This window comes from Enterobacter sp. QK-SA4, from assembly GCF_056856775.1.
In genome coordinates, this window is the sequence record NZ_JBXFXH010000007.1 from 325,353 (window position 1) to 344,479 (window position 19,127).

Annotated in this window: 11 protein-coding genes; 9 read left to right on the forward strand and 2 right to left on the reverse strand. The window is 57.7% G+C overall.

The window, feature by feature from the left end; genetic code table 11:
• Positions 1-117 precede the first annotated feature (117 nt).
• Genes glgB through glgP form a run of 5 tightly spaced genes read left to right on the forward strand, consistent with a single transcriptional unit; the run spans position 118 to position 9,486 of the window.
• Entirely contained in the window at positions 118-2,304 is a 2,187-nt protein-coding gene (gene glgB / locus AC1VYI_RS03030) for a 1,4-alpha-glucan branching enzyme (RefSeq protein WP_032668275.1), read from the forward strand.
• Positions 2,301-4,274 carry a glycogen debranching protein GlgX gene (gene glgX / locus AC1VYI_RS03035; protein ID WP_134867062.1) on the forward strand — a complete coding sequence of 658 codons (1,974 nt, stop codon included), beginning with the start codon at positions 2,301-2,303 and terminating at the stop codon, positions 4,272-4,274. Before glgB ends, glgX begins: the two co-directional genes overlap by 4 nt.
• A gap of 17 nt (positions 4,275-4,291) precedes the next feature.
• Complete coding sequence (gene glgC, locus AC1VYI_RS03040; RefSeq protein ID WP_023337914.1) at positions 4,292-5,587, forward strand: glucose-1-phosphate adenylyltransferase; 1,296 nt, start codon at positions 4,292-4,294, stop codon at positions 5,585-5,587.
• Entirely contained in the window at positions 5,587-7,020 is a 1,434-nt protein-coding gene (gene glgA, locus AC1VYI_RS03045; protein ID WP_023309509.1) for a glycogen synthase GlgA, read from the forward strand. The genes glgC and glgA overlap by 1 nt, the downstream gene beginning before the upstream one ends.
• Positions 7,021-7,038: 18 nt before the next feature.
• Entirely contained in the window at positions 7,039-9,486 is a 2,448-nt protein-coding gene (gene glgP / locus AC1VYI_RS03050; RefSeq protein WP_045355952.1) for a glycogen phosphorylase, read from the forward strand.
• Positions 9,487-9,596: 110 nt separating this feature from the next.
• Here glgP and glpD read toward each other — a convergent pair whose 3' ends face one another.
• Complete coding sequence (gene glpD, locus AC1VYI_RS03055) at positions 9,597-11,105, reverse strand: glycerol-3-phosphate dehydrogenase (protein WP_226484399.1); 1,509 nt, start codon at positions 11,103-11,105, stop codon at positions 9,597-9,599.
• Between the two features lie 250 nt (positions 11,106-11,355).
• On the opposite strand from glpD, the gene glpE reads away from it, so the two are divergent.
• Genes glpE through AC1VYI_RS03070 form a run of 3 tightly spaced genes read left to right on the forward strand, consistent with a single transcriptional unit; the run spans position 11,356 to position 13,341 of the window.
• On the forward strand, positions 11,356-11,688 hold the full coding sequence (glpE, locus tag AC1VYI_RS03060) for a thiosulfate sulfurtransferase GlpE (RefSeq protein WP_006177908.1): 333 nt from the start codon (positions 11,356-11,358) through the stop codon (positions 11,686-11,688).
• A 47-nt stretch (positions 11,689-11,735) separates the two neighbouring features.
• Positions 11,736-12,566, forward strand: coding sequence for a rhomboid family intramembrane serine protease GlpG (gene glpG, locus AC1VYI_RS03065; RefSeq protein WP_134867063.1), 831 nt, complete (start codon positions 11,736-11,738; stop codon positions 12,564-12,566).
• 16 nt (positions 12,567-12,582) lie between these two features.
• Positions 12,583-13,341 carry a DeoR/GlpR family transcriptional regulator gene (locus tag AC1VYI_RS03070; protein ID WP_008503060.1) on the forward strand — a complete coding sequence of 253 codons (759 nt, stop codon included), beginning with the start codon at positions 12,583-12,585 and terminating at the stop codon, positions 13,339-13,341.
• 98 nt (positions 13,342-13,439) lie between these two features.
• Here the strand turns inward: AC1VYI_RS03070 and malT are convergent, their stop codons facing one another.
• Positions 13,440-16,145: an HTH-type transcriptional regulator MalT gene (malT, locus tag AC1VYI_RS03075; RefSeq protein WP_023309505.1), complete on the reverse strand. Its 2,706-nt coding sequence runs from the start codon at positions 16,143-16,145 to the stop codon at positions 13,440-13,442.
• A 587-nt stretch (positions 16,146-16,732) separates the two neighbouring features.
• On the opposite strand from malT, the gene malP reads away from it, so the two are divergent.
• Complete coding sequence (gene malP, locus AC1VYI_RS03080; RefSeq protein ID WP_047749090.1) at positions 16,733-19,126, forward strand: maltodextrin phosphorylase; 2,394 nt, start codon at positions 16,733-16,735, stop codon at positions 19,124-19,126.
• The last annotated feature ends 1 nt before the right edge of the window (position 19,127 follow it).

Here is a 19,127-nt window from a genome sequence, read left to right on the forward strand (position 1 = left end):
ACCTGAGGTTCGAACGGAGCAGAATGGATGCACATTTTTGTGCTGTCCCGTTCAGGTCACATTAAAAGTCGTCCCGGAGCGCTTAAAAAGGACGACATAAAAAACAGGATGAATACCATGTCCGATCGTGTGGATAGAGACGTGATTAATGCGCTTATTGCGGGTCATTTTGCTGACCCCTTTTCTGTGCTTGGGATGCATCAAACTGAGGATGGCCTTGAAGTTAGGGCACTGTTACCGGATGCCACAGAAGTCTGGGTGATTGAACCCAAAACCGGCCGCAAGGTCGGTAATCTTGAATGCCTCGATTCCCGTGGCTTCTTCTCGGGCGTAATGCCTCGCCGTAAAAATCCTTTTCGCTATCAGCTCGCCGTTCTCTGGCACGGTCAGCAAAACCTGATTGACGATCCTTACAGCTTCGGCCCTCTGCTTAAAGAGATGGACGCCTGGCTGCTCTCCGAAGGAACGCATCTTCGCCCTTATGAAACCCTGGGTGCCCATGCCGATACCATGGACGGCATTACCGGCACGCGGTTCTCCGTGTGGGCACCTAACGCCCAGCGCGTCTCCGTTGTCGGCCAGTTCAACTACTGGGACGGTCGCCGCCATCCGATGCGCCTGCGCCGGGAAAGCGGCATCTGGGAGCTGTTTATCCCCGGAGCGCACCCCGGGCAGCTTTATAAATTCGAGATGATCGACGCTAACGGCAAGCTGCGCATTAAAGCCGACCCGTATGCCTTCGAAGCGCAGATGCGCCCGGATACCGCGTCGCTGATTTGCGGCCTGCCGGAGAAGGTCGTCCAGACGGAGGAGCGTAAACAGGCCAACCGTTTTGACGCGCCCATCTCCGTCTATGAGGTACACCTTGGCTCCTGGCGTCGCCACACCGATAACAACTTCTGGCTCAGCTACCGTGAGCTTGCCGACCAGCTGGTGCCCTATGCCAAATGGATGGGCTTTACCCACCTTGAGCTGCTGCCGGTCAACGAGCACCCGTTCGACGGCAGCTGGGGCTATCAGCCTACCGGGCTGTATGCGCCAACGCGCCGCTTTGGCACCCGCGATGACTTCCGCTATTTCATTGATGCCGCGCACGCCGCCGGGCTGAACGTGATCCTTGACTGGGTGCCGGGACATTTCCCATCGGATGATTTCGCGCTGGCAGAGTTTGACGGCACGAAGCTGTACGAGCACAGCGACCCGCGCGAAGGCTATCACCAGGACTGGAACACGCTGATCTACAACTACGGTCGCCGTGAGGTCGCAAACTACCTGGTCGGGAATGCTCTGTACTGGATCGAGCGGTTTGGCATTGACGCCCTGCGCGTCGATGCGGTGGCGTCGATGATCTACCGCGACTACAGCCGCAAAGAGGGCGAGTGGATCCCGAACGAGTTTGGCGGCCGTGAAAACCTGGAAGCGATTGAATTCCTGCGCAATACCAACCGCATTATCGGCGAACAGGTGGACGGTGCCGTGACCATGGCGGAAGAGTCGACCGACTTTGCGGGCGTCTCCCGTCCGCCGTCATTAGGCGGCCTGGGGTTCTGGTACAAGTGGAACCTGGGCTGGATGCACGACACGCTCGACTACATGAAGCTGGATCCGGTTCACCGTAAGTATCATCACGATAAGCTGACGTTCGGGATGCTCTACAACTACACCGAAAACTTCATGCTGCCGCTGTCGCACGATGAAGTGGTGCACGGCAAAAAATCGATTCTCGACCGCATGCCGGGCGACGCGTGGCAGAAGTTTGCCAACCTGCGCGCCTACTACGGCTGGATGTTTGCCTTCCCGGGCAAGAAACTGCTGTTTATGGGCAATGAGTTCGCACAGGGACGCGAGTGGAACCACGACGCCAGCCTCGACTGGCACCTGCTGGAAGGCGGCGATAACTGGCACCACGGGGTGCAGCGTCTGGTGCGCGACCTGAACCTGACCTACCGCCACCACAAAGCGCTGCACGAGCTCGACTTCGATCCGTACGGCTTTGAGTGGCTGGTGGTGGACGACCACGAGCGCTCGGTGTTTGTCTTTGTGCGTCGTGACAAAGCGGGTAACGAGATCATCGTCGCCAGCAACTTCACGCCGGTGCCGCGCGAACACTACCGCTTCGGCATTAACCAGCCGGGCAAATGGCGCGAGATCCTGAATACCGACTCGATGCACTATCACGGCAGCAACGCCGGTAACGGCGGGCTGGTACAGAGCGATGCCATCGAAAGCCACGGGCGACCCAACTCCCTGAGCCTGACGCTGCCGCCGCTTGGCACCATCTGGCTGATGCGGGAGGGCGAATGACGCAGCTTACGGCAGGTAAACCCGAACCGCTTGGCGCGCGTTTTGACGGAAAGGGTGTCAATTTCACCCTCTTTTCCGCTCATGCCGAGCGGGTAGAACTGTGCGTGTTTGATGGGGAAGGTAACGAGCACCGTTACGATTTACCCGCGCGCACGGGGGATACCTGGCACGGCTACCTGGCCGGAGGACGGCCAGGCGTGCACTATGGCTTTCGCGTACACGGTCCGTGGGATCCGGCGAAGGGCCACTGGTTTAACCCGGCGAAGCTGCTGATTGATCCGTGCGCGCACCGCGTGGACGGTGAATTTAAAGACGACCCGCTCTTCCACGTGGGCTACGGCGAGCCCGACCACCGCGACAGCGCGCCCGTCGCGCCAAAAAGCGTGGTGGTGAACGATCTTTATGACTGGGAAGACGATGCCCCGCCGCAGACGCCGTGGGGCAATACCGTCATTTATGAAGCCCACGTCAAAGGGCTGACCTACCTTCACCCGTCGATCCCCAAAGAGATGCGCGGCACCTATAAGGCGCTCGGGCATCCCACCATGATCGCCTACCTGAAGCACCTCGGCATCACCGCCCTGGAACTGCTTCCCGTCGCCCATTTTGCCAGCGAGCCGCGTCTGCAGCGGCTGGGGCTTAGCAACTACTGGGGCTACAACCCGCTGGCGATGTTCGCGCTTGAGCCGCGCTATGCCGCCCATCCGGAAAAGGCGCGGGACGAGTTTCGCGATGCGGTGAAGGCGCTCCACGCGGCGGGCATTGAGGTCATTCTGGACGTCGTGCTGAACCACAGTGCTGAAAGCGATCTCGACGGTCCGACGCTCTCCATGCGCGGAATTGATAACCGTAGCTATTATTGGATCAGGCAGGATGGCGATTATGAGAACTGGACCGGCTGCGGTAACACGCTCAACCTCAGCCATCCGGCGGTCACGCATTTTGCTTATGAATGCCTGAAATACTGGGTGGAAACGTTCCACGTCGACGGTTTTCGTTTCGACCTGGCGCCCGTAATGGGGCGCACGCCGGCGTTCAGCCAGCAGGCTCCGCTGTTTGAGGCGATAAAAAACTGTCCGGTGCTCTCGCGCGTGAAGCTCATTGCCGAGCCGTGGGACATCGGGGAAGGCGGTTATCAGGTCGGGAATTTCCCGCCGCTGTTTGCCGAGTGGAACGATCACTACCGCGATGCTGCGCGCCGCTTCTGGCTGGAACGGAATCTGTCGCTGGGGGAGTTCGCCGGACGCTTTGCCGCTTCAAGCGATCTCTTTAAGCGCGACGGCAAACGCCCGTCGGCCACCGTCAATCTGTTGACGGCACACGACGGTTTTACGCTCAGGGATTGCGTTTGTTTCAATCAGAAACACAATGAGGCAAACGGCGAAGAGAATCGCGATGGCACTAACAATAACCATAGCTTTAATCATGGTATAGAAGGGTTAGGCGGAAGCCTGGACGTCATCGAGCGGCGACGCGCCAGCGTTCACGCTTTGCTGACAACGCTTTTATTGTCGCAGGGCACGCCGATGCTGCTGGCAGGCGATGAACACGGCCATAGCCAGCACGGTAACAACAATGCGTATTGCCAGGACAACACGTTAACCTGGCTCGACTGGGGTGAAGCCAACAGCGGGCTGATTCATTTTACCGCTGCACTGATCCATCTTCGCCAGCAGATCCCCGCGCTGACCGCCAACAGCTGGTGGGAAGAGGGGGACGGCAACGTTCGCTGGCTGAATAAAGACGCGCAACCGTTAAGCGCGCAAGAGTGGCAACACGGCGTACCACGCCTGCAAATCCTGCTGTCGGATAAATGGCTGGTCACGCTGAACGCGACGGATGACGTCGCAGAGATTGTTTTACCTGAAGGGGAATGGCGCGCCGTTCCTCCCTTTGCCGGAGCGGATAATCCGGTAGTAATGGCTGTCTGGCACGGGCCTGCGCACGGAGTGTGCGTATTCCAAAGATGATAAAAAAGGAGTTAGTCATGGTTAGATTAGAGAAGAACGATCCCTTAATGTTGGCACGCCAGCTACCATTAAAAACGGTTGCCCTGATACTTGCGGGCGGGCGTGGTACCCGTCTGAAAGATTTGACCATCAAGCGCGCCAAACCGGCTGTTCACTTTGGTGGTAAGTTCCGTATCATCGACTTTGCGCTCTCCAACTGCCTGAACTCGGGCATTCGCCGCATCGGCGTCATTACGCAGTATCAGTCGCATACGCTGGTTCAGCATATCCAGCGCGGCTGGTCTTTTTTCAGCGAAGAGATGAACGAGTTTGTCGATCTCCTTCCTGCGCAGCAACGCGTCCACGGCGAAAACTGGTATCGCGGGACAGCGGATGCGGTGACCCAGAACCTCGACATCATTCGTCGCTATAACGCGGAATATATCGTGATCCTCGCCGGGGACCACATCTACAAGCAAGATTACTCCCACATGCTGATCGACCACGTCGAAAAAGGGGCGCGCTGCACCGTGGCGTGTCTGCCTGTGCCCGTTGCTGAAGCGACGGCGTTTGGCGTCATGCACGTGGATGCCGACGACAAAATTATCGACTTTGTTGAAAAACCGGCTAACCCGCCAACCATGCCGGGCGATGACACCAAATCGCTCGCCAGCATGGGGATTTATGTCTTTGATGCAGATTATCTTTATGAGCTGCTGGAAGACGATGACAAAGACGAAAACTCCAGCCACGACTTCGGTAAAGACATCATTCCGAAAATCACTAAAGCTGGCATGGCGTATGCACATCCTTTCCCGCTGTCCTGCGTGCAGTCCGACCCCAACGCGGAACCTTACTGGCGCGATGTGGGAACCCTGGAAGCCTACTGGAAAGCGAACCTCGACCTGGCGTCAGTCACGCCTGAGCTGGATATGTACGACCAGAACTGGCCGATTCGTACCCATATGGAATCGCTGCCCCCGGCCAAATTCGTGCAGGATCGCTCCGGCAGCCACGGTATGACGCTGAACTCGCTGGTATCCGGCGGTTGCATTATTTCAGGCTCGGTGGTGGTGCAGTCGGTGCTGTTCCCCCGCGTGCGGATAAATTCATTCTGTAATATCGATTCGGCAGTCTTACTGCCTGATGTCTGGGTAGGGCGCTCGTGCCGTCTGCGTCGCTGCGTTATCGATCGTGCCTGCGTCATTCCAGAAGGGATGGTGATTGGTGAGAACGCGGAAGAAGACGCGCGTCGTTTCTATCGTTCGGAAGAGGGGATCGTGTTAGTCACACGGGAAATGTTGCGGAAGCTGCAGATCAAACAGGAGCGATGATGCAGGTTTTACATGTATGTTCTGAGATGTTCCCGTTATTAAAAACGGGCGGTCTGGCAGATGTTCTGGGTGCATTACCGGCAGCGCAAATCGCCGGAGGCGTGGATACCCGAGTCCTGCTGCCCGCCTTTCCGGATATCCGGCGCGGTATTCCCGATGCAAAAGTGGTGACCCGCCGTGAGACCTTCGCCGGACGCATCACCCTGCTGTTTGGACATTACAACGGCGTAGGGATTTACCTGATCGACGCGCCGCACTTATACGATCGACCGGGCAGCCCGTATCACGATACGAACCTGTTCGCCTATACCGACAACGTGCTGCGCTTTGCGCTGCTCGGCTGGGTCGGGGCAGAAATGGCGACGGGGCTGGATCCGTTCTGGCGCCCGGATGTGGTGCACGCGCACGACTGGCACGCCGGGCTTGCCCCGGCGTATCTCGCGGCGCGCGGCCATCCGGCCAAATCGGTCTTTACCGTGCACAACCTGGCGTATCAGGGGATGTACTATGCCCATCACATGAGTGAAATCGATCTGCCATTATCGTTCTATAACATGCACGGGCTGGAATTTAACGGGCAGATCTCGTTCCTGAAAGCCGGGCTCTATTACGCCGACCATATTACCGCCGTGAGCCCAACCTACGCGCGTGAGATCACCCAGCCGGAGTTTGGCTACGGCATGGAAGGGTTGCTGCAGCAGCGCCACCGCGAAGGTCGTCTGTCGGGCATTCTGAACGGCGTCGATGAACAGATCTGGAGCCCGGAGACCGATCTCCTGCTGGCGGCGCGCTATGGACGTGATTCCGTGGAGGACAAAGCGGAAAACAAACGCCAGCTGCAGATTGCGATGGGCCTGAAGGTTAACGACAAAGTGCCGCTGTTCGCGGTGGTCAGCCGCCTGACCAGCCAGAAAGGGCTGGATCTGGTGCTGGAGGCGTTGCCCGGTTTACTGGAGCAGGGCGGACAGCTGGCGCTGCTCGGCGCGGGCGACCCGGTGCTGCAGGAAGGTTTCCTTGCCGCCGCGGCGGAACATCCGGGGCAGGTGGGCGTGCAGATTGGCTACCACGAAGCGTTCTCGCACCGCATCATGGGCGGCGCGGACGTCATCCTGGTGCCGAGCCGTTTCGAACCCTGCGGCCTGACGCAGCTTTACGGCCTGAAATACGGCACGCTGCCGCTGGTGCGCCGCACGGGCGGGCTGGCGGACACCGTATCCGATAGCTCTCTGGAAAACCTGGCGGACGGTATCGCCAGCGGGTTTGTCTTTGAGGACAGTAATGCCTGGTCGCTGCTTCGGGCGATTCGGCGTGCTTTCGTCTTGTGGTCCCGTCCATCGCTCTGGCGTTACGTTCAGCGTCAGGCGATGTCCATGGACTTTAGCTGGCATGTCGCGGCGCAGTCATACCGCGATCTCTATCAACGCTTGATGTAACGAGGCGAAGTTACTGATATGAACGCTCCATTTAGCTACTCTTCACCCACGCTCAGCGTTGAGGCGTTAAAGCACTCCATCGCCTACAAGCTGATGTTCACCATCGGGAAAGATCCGGTTATCGCCAACAAACACGAGTGGCTGAACGCCACCCTGTTTGCGGTGCGTGACCGCTTAGTTGAACGCTGGCTGCGCTCAAACCGCGCCCAGCTCTCGCAGGAAACGCGTCAGGTTTACTACCTGTCGATGGAATTTTTGATTGGCCGCACGCTTTCCAACGCGCTGTTGTCGCTCGGTATTTATGACGACGTCAAAACCGCCCTGGAAGAGATGGGGTTAGATTTAGAAGAACTGATCGACGAAGAGAACGACCCGGGCCTCGGCAACGGCGGCCTGGGGCGTCTCGCCGCCTGCTTCCTCGACTCGCTGGCAACGCTGGCGCTGCCGGGCAGAGGCTACGGTATTCGCTACGACTACGGTATGTTCAAACAGAACATCGTCGACGGGCGCCAGAAAGAGTCGCCGGACTACTGGCTGGAGTACGGCAATCCGTGGGAGTTTAAGCGCCACAATACGCGCTACAAGGTGCGCTTTGGCGGACGTATCCAGCAGGAAGGCAAAAAATCCCGCTGGGTAGAAACGGAAGAGATCCTGGCCGTGGCCTACGACCAGATTATACCCGGCTATGACACCGATGCCACCAACACGCTGCGCCTGTGGAGCGCCCAGGCCAGTAGCGAGATTAACCTCGGTAAATTCAACCAGGGTGACTACTTTGCGGCGGTGGAAGATAAAAACCACTCCGAGAACGTGTCCCGCGTGCTGTACCCGGATGACTCGACCTACTCCGGCCGCGAGCTGCGCCTGCGTCAGGAGTATTTCCTCGTTTCGGCGACCATTCAGGACATCCTCAGCCGCCACCATCAGCTGCACAAAACCTACGCCAACCTGGCGGAGAAAACCGCGATCCACCTTAACGACACCCACCCGGTGCTCTCCATTCCGGAGCTGATGCGCCTGCTGATTGACGAGCATAAGTTCAGCTGGGATGACGCGTTTGAAGTGACCTGTCAGGTGTTCTCCTATACCAACCACACGCTGATGAGCGAAGCGCTGGAAACGTGGCCGGTGGACATGCTCGGCAAAATCCTGCCGCGCCATCTGCAGATTATCTTTGAGATTAACGACTACTTCCTCAAGACCCTGCAGGAGCAATACCCGAACGATACCGGGCTGCTGAGCCGCGCTTCCATCATTGATGAATCGAACGGGCGCCGCGTGCGCATGGCCTGGCTGGCGGTCGTCATCAGCCACAAGGTCAACGGCGTGTCCGAGCTCCACTCGAACCTGATGGTGCAGTCGCTGTTTGCTGACTTCGCGAAGATCTTCCCGACGCGGTTCTGCAACGTGACCAACGGCGTCACGCCGCGCCGCTGGCTGGCGCTGGCCAACCAGCCGCTCTCTGAGGTGCTGGACGAGAATATCGGCCGTACCTGGCGTACCGATTTGAGCCAGCTGAGCGAGCTGGAACAGCATATTGATTTCCCGACGGTGAACAAAGCCGTGCGCGAAGCCAAGCTGCTGAACAAAAAGCGTCTGGCGGTCTGGCTGGCGATGCACCTCAACGTGGTGGCAAACCCGAAAGCGCTGTTCGACGTTCAGATCAAACGCATCCACGAATACAAGCGTCAGCTGATGAACGTGCTGCACGTGATCACCCATTACAACCGCATCAAGGCCGATCCAACGGCCGAATGGGTACCGCGCGTGAAGATCTTCGCCGGTAAGGCGGCTTCCGCCTACTACATGGCGAAGCACATTATTCATCTCATCAACGATGTGGCGAAGGTGGTCAACCAGGATCCGGACATTGGCGACAAGCTGAAGGTGGTGTTCATTCCTAACTACAGCGTGAGCCTGGCGCAGATGATCATCCCGGCGGCGGATCTCTCTGAGCAGATTTCCACGGCGGGTACGGAGGCATCCGGCACCAGTAACATGAAGTTTGCCCTTAACGGCGCGCTGACCATTGGTACGCTTGACGGGGCGAACGTCGAGATGCTGGAGCACGTGGGCGAAGAAAATATCTTTATCTTCGGTAACACGACGGAAGAGGTGGAGGCGCTGCGCAGGAAAGGCTACTCGCCGCGTCAGTATTACGAAGAGGATGAAGAGTTACGTCAGGTGCTGACGCAGATCGCGACCGGCGTGTTTAGCCCGGATGAACCGAGCCGCTATCGCGATCTGGTGGATTCGCTGATTAACTTTGGCGATCACTACCAGGTGCTGGCGGATTATCGCAGCTACGTGGACTGTCAGGATAAGGTGGACGAACTGTATCGTCAGCAGGAGAAGTGGACCAGCGCCGCGATGTATAACATCGCCAATATGGGCTATTTCTCGTCCGACAGGACCATCAAGGAGTATGCCGAGACGATCTGGCATATTGATCCGGTGAGGTTGTAAAAACAACCCCTCACCCCAGCCCTCTCCCCGAAGGGGAGAGGGTGTTAAAGTCCCCTCTCCCCTTCGGGGAGAGGATTAGGGTGAGGGGGCATCAGCCCGCACCGATCGTATTACGACGCTAACGACAGCTCACGCTTCCCCGCATTTTGCTGTAACCACTTCGCCACGCGAGACTGCTGCTCGGCGTTGAGCCACATCCCTTCTTTGGTACGACGCCAGATAGCATCATCCAGGCGACGAACCCACTCGTGCTCAACCAGGTAGCGCAGCTCGGCTTCATACAGCTCGTGGCCGAAATGCTCGCCCAGATCCGCAATGTCCTTCGCGTCGGCCAGGAACAGCTCGGTATTGCTGCCGTAGGTGCGGGCATAGTGGCGCGCCATCCCTTCGGTGATGAACGGGAAGCGACGGCGCAGCTTGGCGGCGTAATCATCGCGATTGTCGCCGATATCACCGCCGGGCAGTACCGCGCCTTTGGTCCATGCCGGGCCAATGCCTTTATAGTACGGCGCCAGTTTTTCCAGCGCGTGCTCGGCCAGCTTGCGGTAGGTGGTCAGCTTGCCGCCAAACACGGAAAGCAGCGGCGCCTGACCGTCAACGTCGTGAATATCGAGCGTGTAGTCGCGGGTAATCGCCTGCGGTGAGTCAGACTCGTCATCGCATAGCGGACGCACGCCGGAGTAGGTCCAGACCACGTCGTCGCGTGACAGCTGCTTCCTGAAGTGCGCGTTATACACTTTGAGCAGGTAGTTCACTTCGCTCTCGTCGATCTCGACGTTCTTCGGATCGCCTTTGTACTCCACGTCGGTGGTGCCGATGATCGAGAATTCGTCCATCCACGGGATCACAAACACGATGCGCTTGTCTTCGTTCTGCAGAATGTAGGCCTGCTTCTGGGTATGCACGCGCGGTACCACAATGTGGCTGCCCTTGATCAGGCGAATGCCGTACGGCGAAGGCAGATGCATGCCGTCGTCGAAGAACTGCTTCACCCACGGGCCGGTAGCGTTCACCAGGCCGCGCGCTTTCCAGCTGAATTTCTCGCCGGTATCGATGTCTTCCGCTTCCACAATCCACAGGCCGTTTTCACGACGTGCAGAGGTCGCACGGGTACGGGTTTTCACCTCGCCACCTTTCTTCTCGACCATCTGGGCATTCGCCAGCACCAGACGCGCGTCGTCCACCCAACAGTCTGAATATTCGAAACCGCGCACGATTTCAGGCTTAAGGACCGATTCTGAGCCAAAACGCAAACCTTTCGAACCCGGGAGGCTGGTGCGTTTACCCAGATGATCGTACATAAACAGACCAATGCGGATCATCCACGCCGGACGCAGATGCGGGCGATGGGGCAGGCGGAAGCGCATCGGAATCGCCAGATGCGGTGCCATTTTCAGCAACACTTCACGTTCGGCCAGTGCTTCACTGACCAGGCGGAATTCGTAGTGTTCCAGGTAGCGCAGGCCACCGTGAATCAGTTTGGAGCTGGCGGACGACGTCGCGCAGGCGAGATCGTTAGCTTCCAGCATCAGTACGGATAAACCGCGTCCTGCGGCATCGACCGCAATACCGGCACCGTTGATGCCACCGCCTATCACAATCAGATCTTTGGTTTCCATAACACCCTCATGCACTTTCGTTAAAGCTCAGAAATGTTCGATATCGCTCATAATAGCAAAGGAACGCGCTTTTGGTAACATCAAAAAAACAATTTAGAGTGATATGGATAACATAATGGCGTTTACCCGCCGCCAGGACGTACACTACGGGGTAAAATAGTGCGACTAACTTTTCTCCCTCTCCCCGTGGGAGAGGGCTGGGGTGAGGGCATCAGCGCGCACCCAACCTGAACAACAGAAAGAGAACACCATGGATCAGTTTGAATGTATTAACGTAGAAGAAGCCCACCAGAAGATGCACCAGGGAAAAGCGGTGCTGGTGGACATCCGCGATCCGCAGAGTTTTGCGATGGGCCATACGCCGGGCGCGTTTCATCTCACTAACGACACGCTGGGCGCGTTTATGCGCGATAACGACTTCGAGACGCCGGTCATGGTCATGTGCTACCACGGCAACAGCAGCAAGGGCGCGGCGCAGTATCTGCTTCAGCAGGGCTACGACGCGGTATACAGCGTCGACGGCGGCTTCGATGCCTGGCATCGTCATTTCCCGGCAGAAGTGGAATACGCTTTTGAGCGCTGATCCCGCTATACTGTCCCCTTTTGTGTGGAAATAAGCGACCGCTGCCCATGTTGATGATCACCTCTTTTACCAACCCGCGCGTCGCCCAGGCGTTTGTCGACTATATGGCGACGCAGGGCGTTATTCTGACCATTCAGCAACATAACCAGACCGACGTCTGGCTGGCCGACGAGAGCCAGGTCGCGCGCGTAAACGAAGAGCTGGCGCGTTTTCTTGAGAACCCCGGCGACCCGCGCTATCTGGCGGCCAGCTGGCAGTCCGGGCAGACCGACAGCGGATTGCACTACAGCCGTTTTCCCTTCCTCGCCACCATCCGCGAGCGCGCGGGTCCGTTTACTTTGCTGCTGATGGCGGCCTGCATTATCGTCTTCATTATCATGAACGTGGTGGGCGACCAGAGCGTGATGATTGCTCTGGCCTGGCCTTATGACCCATCTCTTGAGTTTGACGTCTGGCGCTACTTTAGCCACGCGCTGATGCACTTCTCGGTGATGCATATCCTCTTCAACCTGCTCTGGTGGTGGTATCTCGGCGGCGCCGTTGAAAAGCGTCTGGGCAGCGGCAAGCTGATCGTTATCACCCTTATCAGCGCCCTGCTCAGCGGCTATGTGCAGCACAAGTTCAGCGGGCCGTGGTTCGGCGGGCTGTCGGGCGTCGTGTACGCCCTGATGGGCTATGTCTGGCTTCGCGGGGAGCGCGATCCGGAAAGCGGCATCTATCTGCAGCGCGGATTAATAACCTTTGCGTTAATATGGCTAATTGCCGGGTGGTTTGATCTGTTTGGTATGTCTATCGCCAACGGTGCACACGTTGCCGGGCTGGTCGTGGGGCTGGCGATGGCCTTTGCCGACACGCTCCATGCGCGAAAACGAACATAATTCTCAGGGATAATTGATGAAACAAACACAACGTCATGACGCTATTATCGAACTGGTAAAAAAACAGGGATACGTCAGCACCGAAGAGCTGGTGGAGCAGTTTGCCGTCAGCCCACAAACCATCCGTCGTGACCTGAACGACCTGGCCGATCAGAACCGCATTCTTCGCCACCACGGCGGCGCGGCGCTGCCGTCCAGTTCGGTCAACACCTCCTGGCACGACCGTAAAGCCACGCAGACGGCAGAGAAAGAGCGCATTGCCCGCAAGGTCGCCAGCCAGATCCCTAACGGCGCGACGCTGTTTATTGATATCGGCACCACGCCGGAAGCGGTCGCCCATGCGCTGCTGGATCACGAGAACCTGCGCGTGGTCACGAACAACCTGAACGTGGCCAATACCCTGATGCAGAAAGATGACTTCCGCATCATCCTCGCGGGCGGCGAACTGCGCAGCCGCGACGGCGGGATTATCGGCGAAGCGACCCTCGATTTTATCTCTCAGTTCCGCCTCGACTTCGGCATTCTCGGGATCAGCGGCATCGACAGCGACGGCTCGCTGCTGGAGTTTGATTATCACGAGGTGCGCACCAAGCGCGCGATTATTGAGAACTCACGCCACGTGATGCTGGTGGTAGACCATTCGAAGTTTGGCCGAAATGCGATGGTGAACATGGGCAGCATCAGCATGGTGGATGCGGTCTACACCGACGTGATGCCGCCAGCGGGCGTGATGCAGGTGATTAAAGATAATAATTTGCAGCTGGAATTGTGCTAGGACTTGTGTCGGGTGGCGCTGCGCTCACCCGACCTACAAAACTTTCTCCCTCTCCCTGTGGGAGAGGGCCCGGGTGAGGGCATCAGGCCGCACAAAACCTAAACGCCATACCCCATCATCTTCAACAGCTGCTGCGCATGCTGTACCGCATCCTGACGATGCGCCACGCCCAGCTTCTGATACAGATTGCGGATATGCGTTTTGATGGTGGTCGCCGCCACCGCCAGCTCGCCGGCAATCTGCTCGTTGCTGTAGCCTGAATAGATCAGCCCCAGAACCTGCCATTCGCGCTGCGTGAGCGGGCTGGTGCGGATAAGCTCCGGCACTTCCGGGTGGTTCAGCAGACGTTCAACGAAGTTCTCATCAAAATGCGCGAACTTGTGCCGATGATGCTGGTTAATCTCGCGCAGAATGCGCTGGGCGCGATGCTGATCCAGCTCCGGCAGCGTGTTGAGCTGAATAAGCTGACGCAGCTGCTGCGCCATCACTTCACCTTCAATCACAAAGTGGCTGATAAACCCGGTGCGGTTAGCCAGCTGCAGCGCTTCCAGCAGCACGCGCTGGGCATCGTTTTTACGACCCGCCTGCCAGTAAAGCTGGTTCAGCAGCAGCAGGTTACGGTTCAGGTCGCTCATCAGACGCAGGCTGCGCGCGTTCTCGTTCAGCTCTTCCAGCACAATCTCTGCGGGCTCTATTTCACCGAGCAGGATCTGCGCGCGGGCAATGTTGCGCCACTGGCTCTGCAGGAAGTGGTTGTTAGCAAATTCCGGTTTTGGCGTCTGACGCAGCCAGTTGGCGGCGGATTTTTTATCGCCGGTCATCTGCCAGTAAATCACCCGCACCTTATCGGCGTTAGAGACCCAGTCGCTATGATACTGACCGTTGCCGAGCAGGTTCTCCAGGCGGTTCAGATGGTTGCGGGCGTTATCGAGATCGCCGCGCGCCAGCGAGCACTGCACCAGCAGCGCCAGGCACTGCAGCTGCTGCTGAGGCTGGAAGCTGGAAAGGACATCCACACCCTGGCGGGCGCAGCTTTCCGCTTCATCCAGACGCGACCAGGCCCACAGCAGCTGAGCGCGAATACGCAACAGGAACTCGTGCATCGGCAGCTGTTCCAGGTGCTGTTCACGAATCAGCTGGAACGCTTTTTCCTGGTTTTCCCAGGCGGCCTGCAGGAACCCCTGTGCGAATAAAATCTCGCTCTGTTGGATCAGGCTCCACAGCGCGTAATGCCAGACATCATGACGACGCGCCATCTGTTCGGTTTGCTGCATCAGTGAAAGCGAACGCGTGAGGTCGCCTTTGCAGTGCAGCACTTCACCGTGCACCGAGGTCGCAACGATGCGGCTGTAGAAGTTAGCCAGCGGCAGTTCATCCAGCGCGACCATCGCCAGCCGTTCAGCTTCGTCCGGGTCGCCGTCGTTAATGGCCACCTGAGCGCGCAGCGCGTTAAATTCGCCGTGCAGGGTGGTATCCATTTCGCTTTCCATTTCCTGCTCGGCGCGCGCCAGCAGGGTGTTCACTTCGCTGTAGCGGTGCTGGCTCTGCATCAGCCAGGCCTGCAGCAGCACCAGACGCGGGTTCTCCAGCAGGCTTTCCCATGGCAGGGCTTTGAGAGACTCTTCCAGCAGCGTCAGCTCGCTGTGGTTAAACAGGCCCCACGCATGATTGAGGAGGATATCGCGCAGCATGCTGGCATCACCGGCGGCCAGCGCGTGGTGGATGGCCTCGCTCGGGAAGCCTTGCGCCATCCAGCTTTCGGCAGCGGCGCGGTGGATCTCCGGCAGTTCAACCGCCAGTTCCCACTGACAGCGCTGGCGCAGGAAGCTGCCAAACAGCGGATGATAGCTAAACCACTCGCCGGGATCGTCCATGCGCGTCAGGAAAAGGCCCTGACGTTCAATCTCTTCGAGCTGCAGCTGACCGTTTTCACACCCCGTCACGCGCACGATGAGCGCATCGTTCATGGAGCGCAGCAGAGAGCTTTTCAGCAGGAAATTACGCGTCGATGGATCGACGCTGTCCAGCACCTCATCCACCAGGTAGTCAGAAAGGTGACTGGCGTTGATGCCCGCCAGACGCCGCGCAGACTGATGCGCCGGACTGTTGTTTTGTCGGGCAGAGAGCGCGATAAGCTGCAGCGCCGTGGCCCAGCCGGCAACGTCATCACACAGACGGCTGCTTTCGGCGGCCTCAATCGGTGATGTCAGGCGGCAGTCAAAGAACTGTTTCGCTTCCTGGTGGGTAAAGGCCAGCTGCTGGCTGCCCACTTCCAGAAGCTGATCGCGCACGCGCAGGTTGGCAATGCCCAGCTGCGGCAGGTTGCGTGACAGCACCACTAAAGTCAGGTTTTCCGGCTGATGGCGCAGGAAGAAACGCATCGATTCATGAATCACCGGATTCGTGATGAGATGGTAATCGTCGATCACCACGTAAAGCGGGCGATGCCATTCGGCCAGTTCGATAAACAGCTGAGAGAAAAGGGAGGACAGGCTGGCGTACTGGCGCTTTTGCACCATCACCTCACTGGCGACGCAGTGTCCATGGGTGGCTTGCTGGATGGCGGCAATCAGATAGCTGGCAAAACGCTCCTGCTGGTTATCGCCCTCGTCGAGGGAGTACCAGCCAAGATCGCTTTTACCCGCGGCCCATTGCGAAATGAGCGTTGTTTTTCCATAGCCTGCAGGGCTCGTAACCAGCGCCAGTCGGAAATTATGCGCGCCGGAAAGTTTAGCCAACAGACGCTCGCGGACCACTGTATGGTCAAGACGAACCGGGCGACTTAATTTAGACGGAATCAACATAGGTTTCACTTCACTGTGGGGAACGAGAGATTTTATTTTTTTTTGCGCTTCGTAATTAATACGATATAAGGTCGAACAGAAAGAGAACTATTGCAAGTTATGTCTGGGTTTTGTGGTTCTGAATTTGCACTCTGTCACAAAACATTCAGGCAAATGTTGGAACTTTCTCGAAAGGGCCGTAACGCCGCGTCACTGCTGGCTTGTCTGTATACATTGCCGCTGCGCTGAAACTGGTTTCAGAAAGGTATAGTGACGTCAAATTTAATAAAGTGCGGGTAAAGTTGAGTGAGAGTAATAGTCTCCGGAGATGTAACCCGATGACTAAATTATTATTCTACGTAAGTAATCATTTCAGAACGGATTAATCTCACCCGAAACTGCATTTCATTTCTTTGACATTCTCCCCGATTACTTTTTTATCTTCCGGGCACACTCGAACTATGCTCTGAGAGTGGCCTCGATCACACTTTTATGCTCATCCCCGCTACTCCTCCCTGTCTAATCCCCCACAGGAGGAGGAAGAGGGGAAATGAGCCAGGCACACTAGCGCCAACTTGTGTTTTCTTTCTAAAGGATGCCGATCCCCTATGTCACAGCCTACCTTCAACAAAGCTCAATTCCAGGCTGCCCTGACGCGTCAGTGGCAGCGTTTTGGCCTTCATGCTGCAAACGAGATGACGCCTCACCAGTGGTGGCAGGCCGTGAGCGGTGCGCTCGCAGAGCAGCTGGATGCTCAACCGGTGGCGAAGCCTGTTAAGGGCCAGCGTCACGTGAACTATATCTCTATGGAATTCCTGATTGGCCGTCTGACGGGCAACAACCTGTTGAACCTTGGCTGGTATCAGGACGTCGGTGACGTCCTCAAAGAACACGACATTAACCTGACCGACCTGCTCGAAGAAGAGATTGACCCGGCGCTGGGCAACGGCGGCCTGGGACGTCTGGCAGCCTGTTTCCTTGACTCCATGGCGACCGTCGGCCAGTCGGCGATCGGCTATGGTCTGAACTACCAGTACGGCCTGTTCCGTCAGTCGTTTGCCGATGGCCATCAGATGGAAGCGCCGGACGACTGGCATCGCAATACCTATCCGTGGTTCCGCCACAACGCGCAGCTGGATGTGCAGGTCGGCATTGGCGGGAAAGTGACAAAGCAGGGGCTCTGGGAACCGGCGTTCACCATTACCGGTGAAGCCTGGGATCTGCCGGTGCTTGGCTATCGTAACGGCGTGGCGCAGCCGCTGCGTCTGTGGCAGGCGAAGCACGCGCATCCGTTTAACCTGACCAAATTTAACGACGGCGATTTCCTGCGCGCCGAGCAGCAGGGCATCGACGCCGAGAAGCTGACCAAAGTCCTCTACCCGAACGACAACCACCTGGCCGGTAAAAAGCTGCGCCTGATGCAACAGTACTTCCAGTGCGCCTGCTCCGTGGCGGACATTCTGCGTCGCCATCACCTGGCGGGCCGCAAGCTGGCGCAGTTGCCGGACTTCGAAGTGATTCAGCTCAATGACACGCACCCGACCATTGCGATCCCGGAACTGCTGCGCGTGCTGATCGACGAGCATCAGCTGAGCTGGGACGACGCCTGGGCCATCACCAGCCGTACCTTTGCCTACACCAACCACACTCTGATGCCAGAGGCGCTCGAGTGCTGGGATGAGAAGCTGGTGAAAACGCTGCTGCCGCGGCACATGCAGATCATCAACAAGATTAACGACCAGTTTAAAATCCTGGTGGATAAAACCTGGCCAGGCAACAAAGCGGTCTGGGCGAAGCTGGCGGTGGTTCACGATAAGCAGGTGCGCATGGCGAACATGTGCGTGGTCAGCGGCTTTGCGGTGAACGGCGTGGCGGCGCTGCACTCGGATCTGGTGGTCAAAGATCTCTTCCCGGAATACCACCAGCTGTGGCCGACCAAATTCCACAACGTGACCAACGGCATCACGCCGCGTCGCTGGATCAAGCAGTGCAACCCGCTGCTGGCCGGTCTGCTGGATAAGACCCTGAAGAAAGAGTGGGCCAACGATCTGGACCAGCTCATCAACCTGGAAAAACAGGCTGACGACGCGAAATTCCGCGAGCAGTACCGCGCGATCAAGCTGGAGAACAAGGTTCGCCTGGCTGAGTTCGTGAAAATGCGTACCGGGATTGAGATCAACCCGAATGCCATTTTCGACATTCAGATCAAACGTCTGCACGAGTACAAACGTCAGCACCTGAACCTGCTGCACATTCTGGCGCTGTACAAAGAGATCCGCGAGAACCCGCAGGCCGACCGCGTGCCGCGCGTGTTCCTGTTCGGTGCGAAAGCGGCGCCGGGCTACTACCTGGCGAAAAACATTATCCTCGCCATCAATAAAGTGGCGGCGGCGATCAACAGCGATCCGAAAGTGGGCGACAAGCTGAAGGTGGTGTTCCTGCCGGACTACTGCGTCTCGGCGGCTGAAATGCTGATCCCGGCGGCGGATATTTCCGAGCAGATCTCTACCGCAGGTAAAGAAGCATCCGGTACCGGCAACATGAAGCTGGCGTTGAACGGCGCGCTGACCGTCGGTACGCTCGACGGGGCCAACGTCGAAATTGCAGAGAAGGTGGGCGAAGAGAACATCTTTATTTTCGGCCACACCGTGGAAGAGGTGAAAGCCATCAAGGCCAAAGGCTATGACCCGGTGAAATGGCGTAAGAAAGACAAGGTGCTCGACGCGGTGCTGAAGGAGCTGGAAAGCGGTAAATACAGCGACGGCGACAAGCACGCGTTTGACCAGATGCTGCACAGCATGGACAAACACGGCGGTGACCCGTATCTGGTGATGGCGGACTTCACGGCCTACGTTGAAGCGCAAAAGCAGGTCGACGTGCTGTATCGCGACCAGGAGGCCTGGACCCGCGCGTGCATTCTGAACACTGCGCGCTGCGGTATGTTCAGCTCTGACCGTTCAATCCGTGATTATCAGGCCCGTATCTGGCAGGCAAAACGCTAAG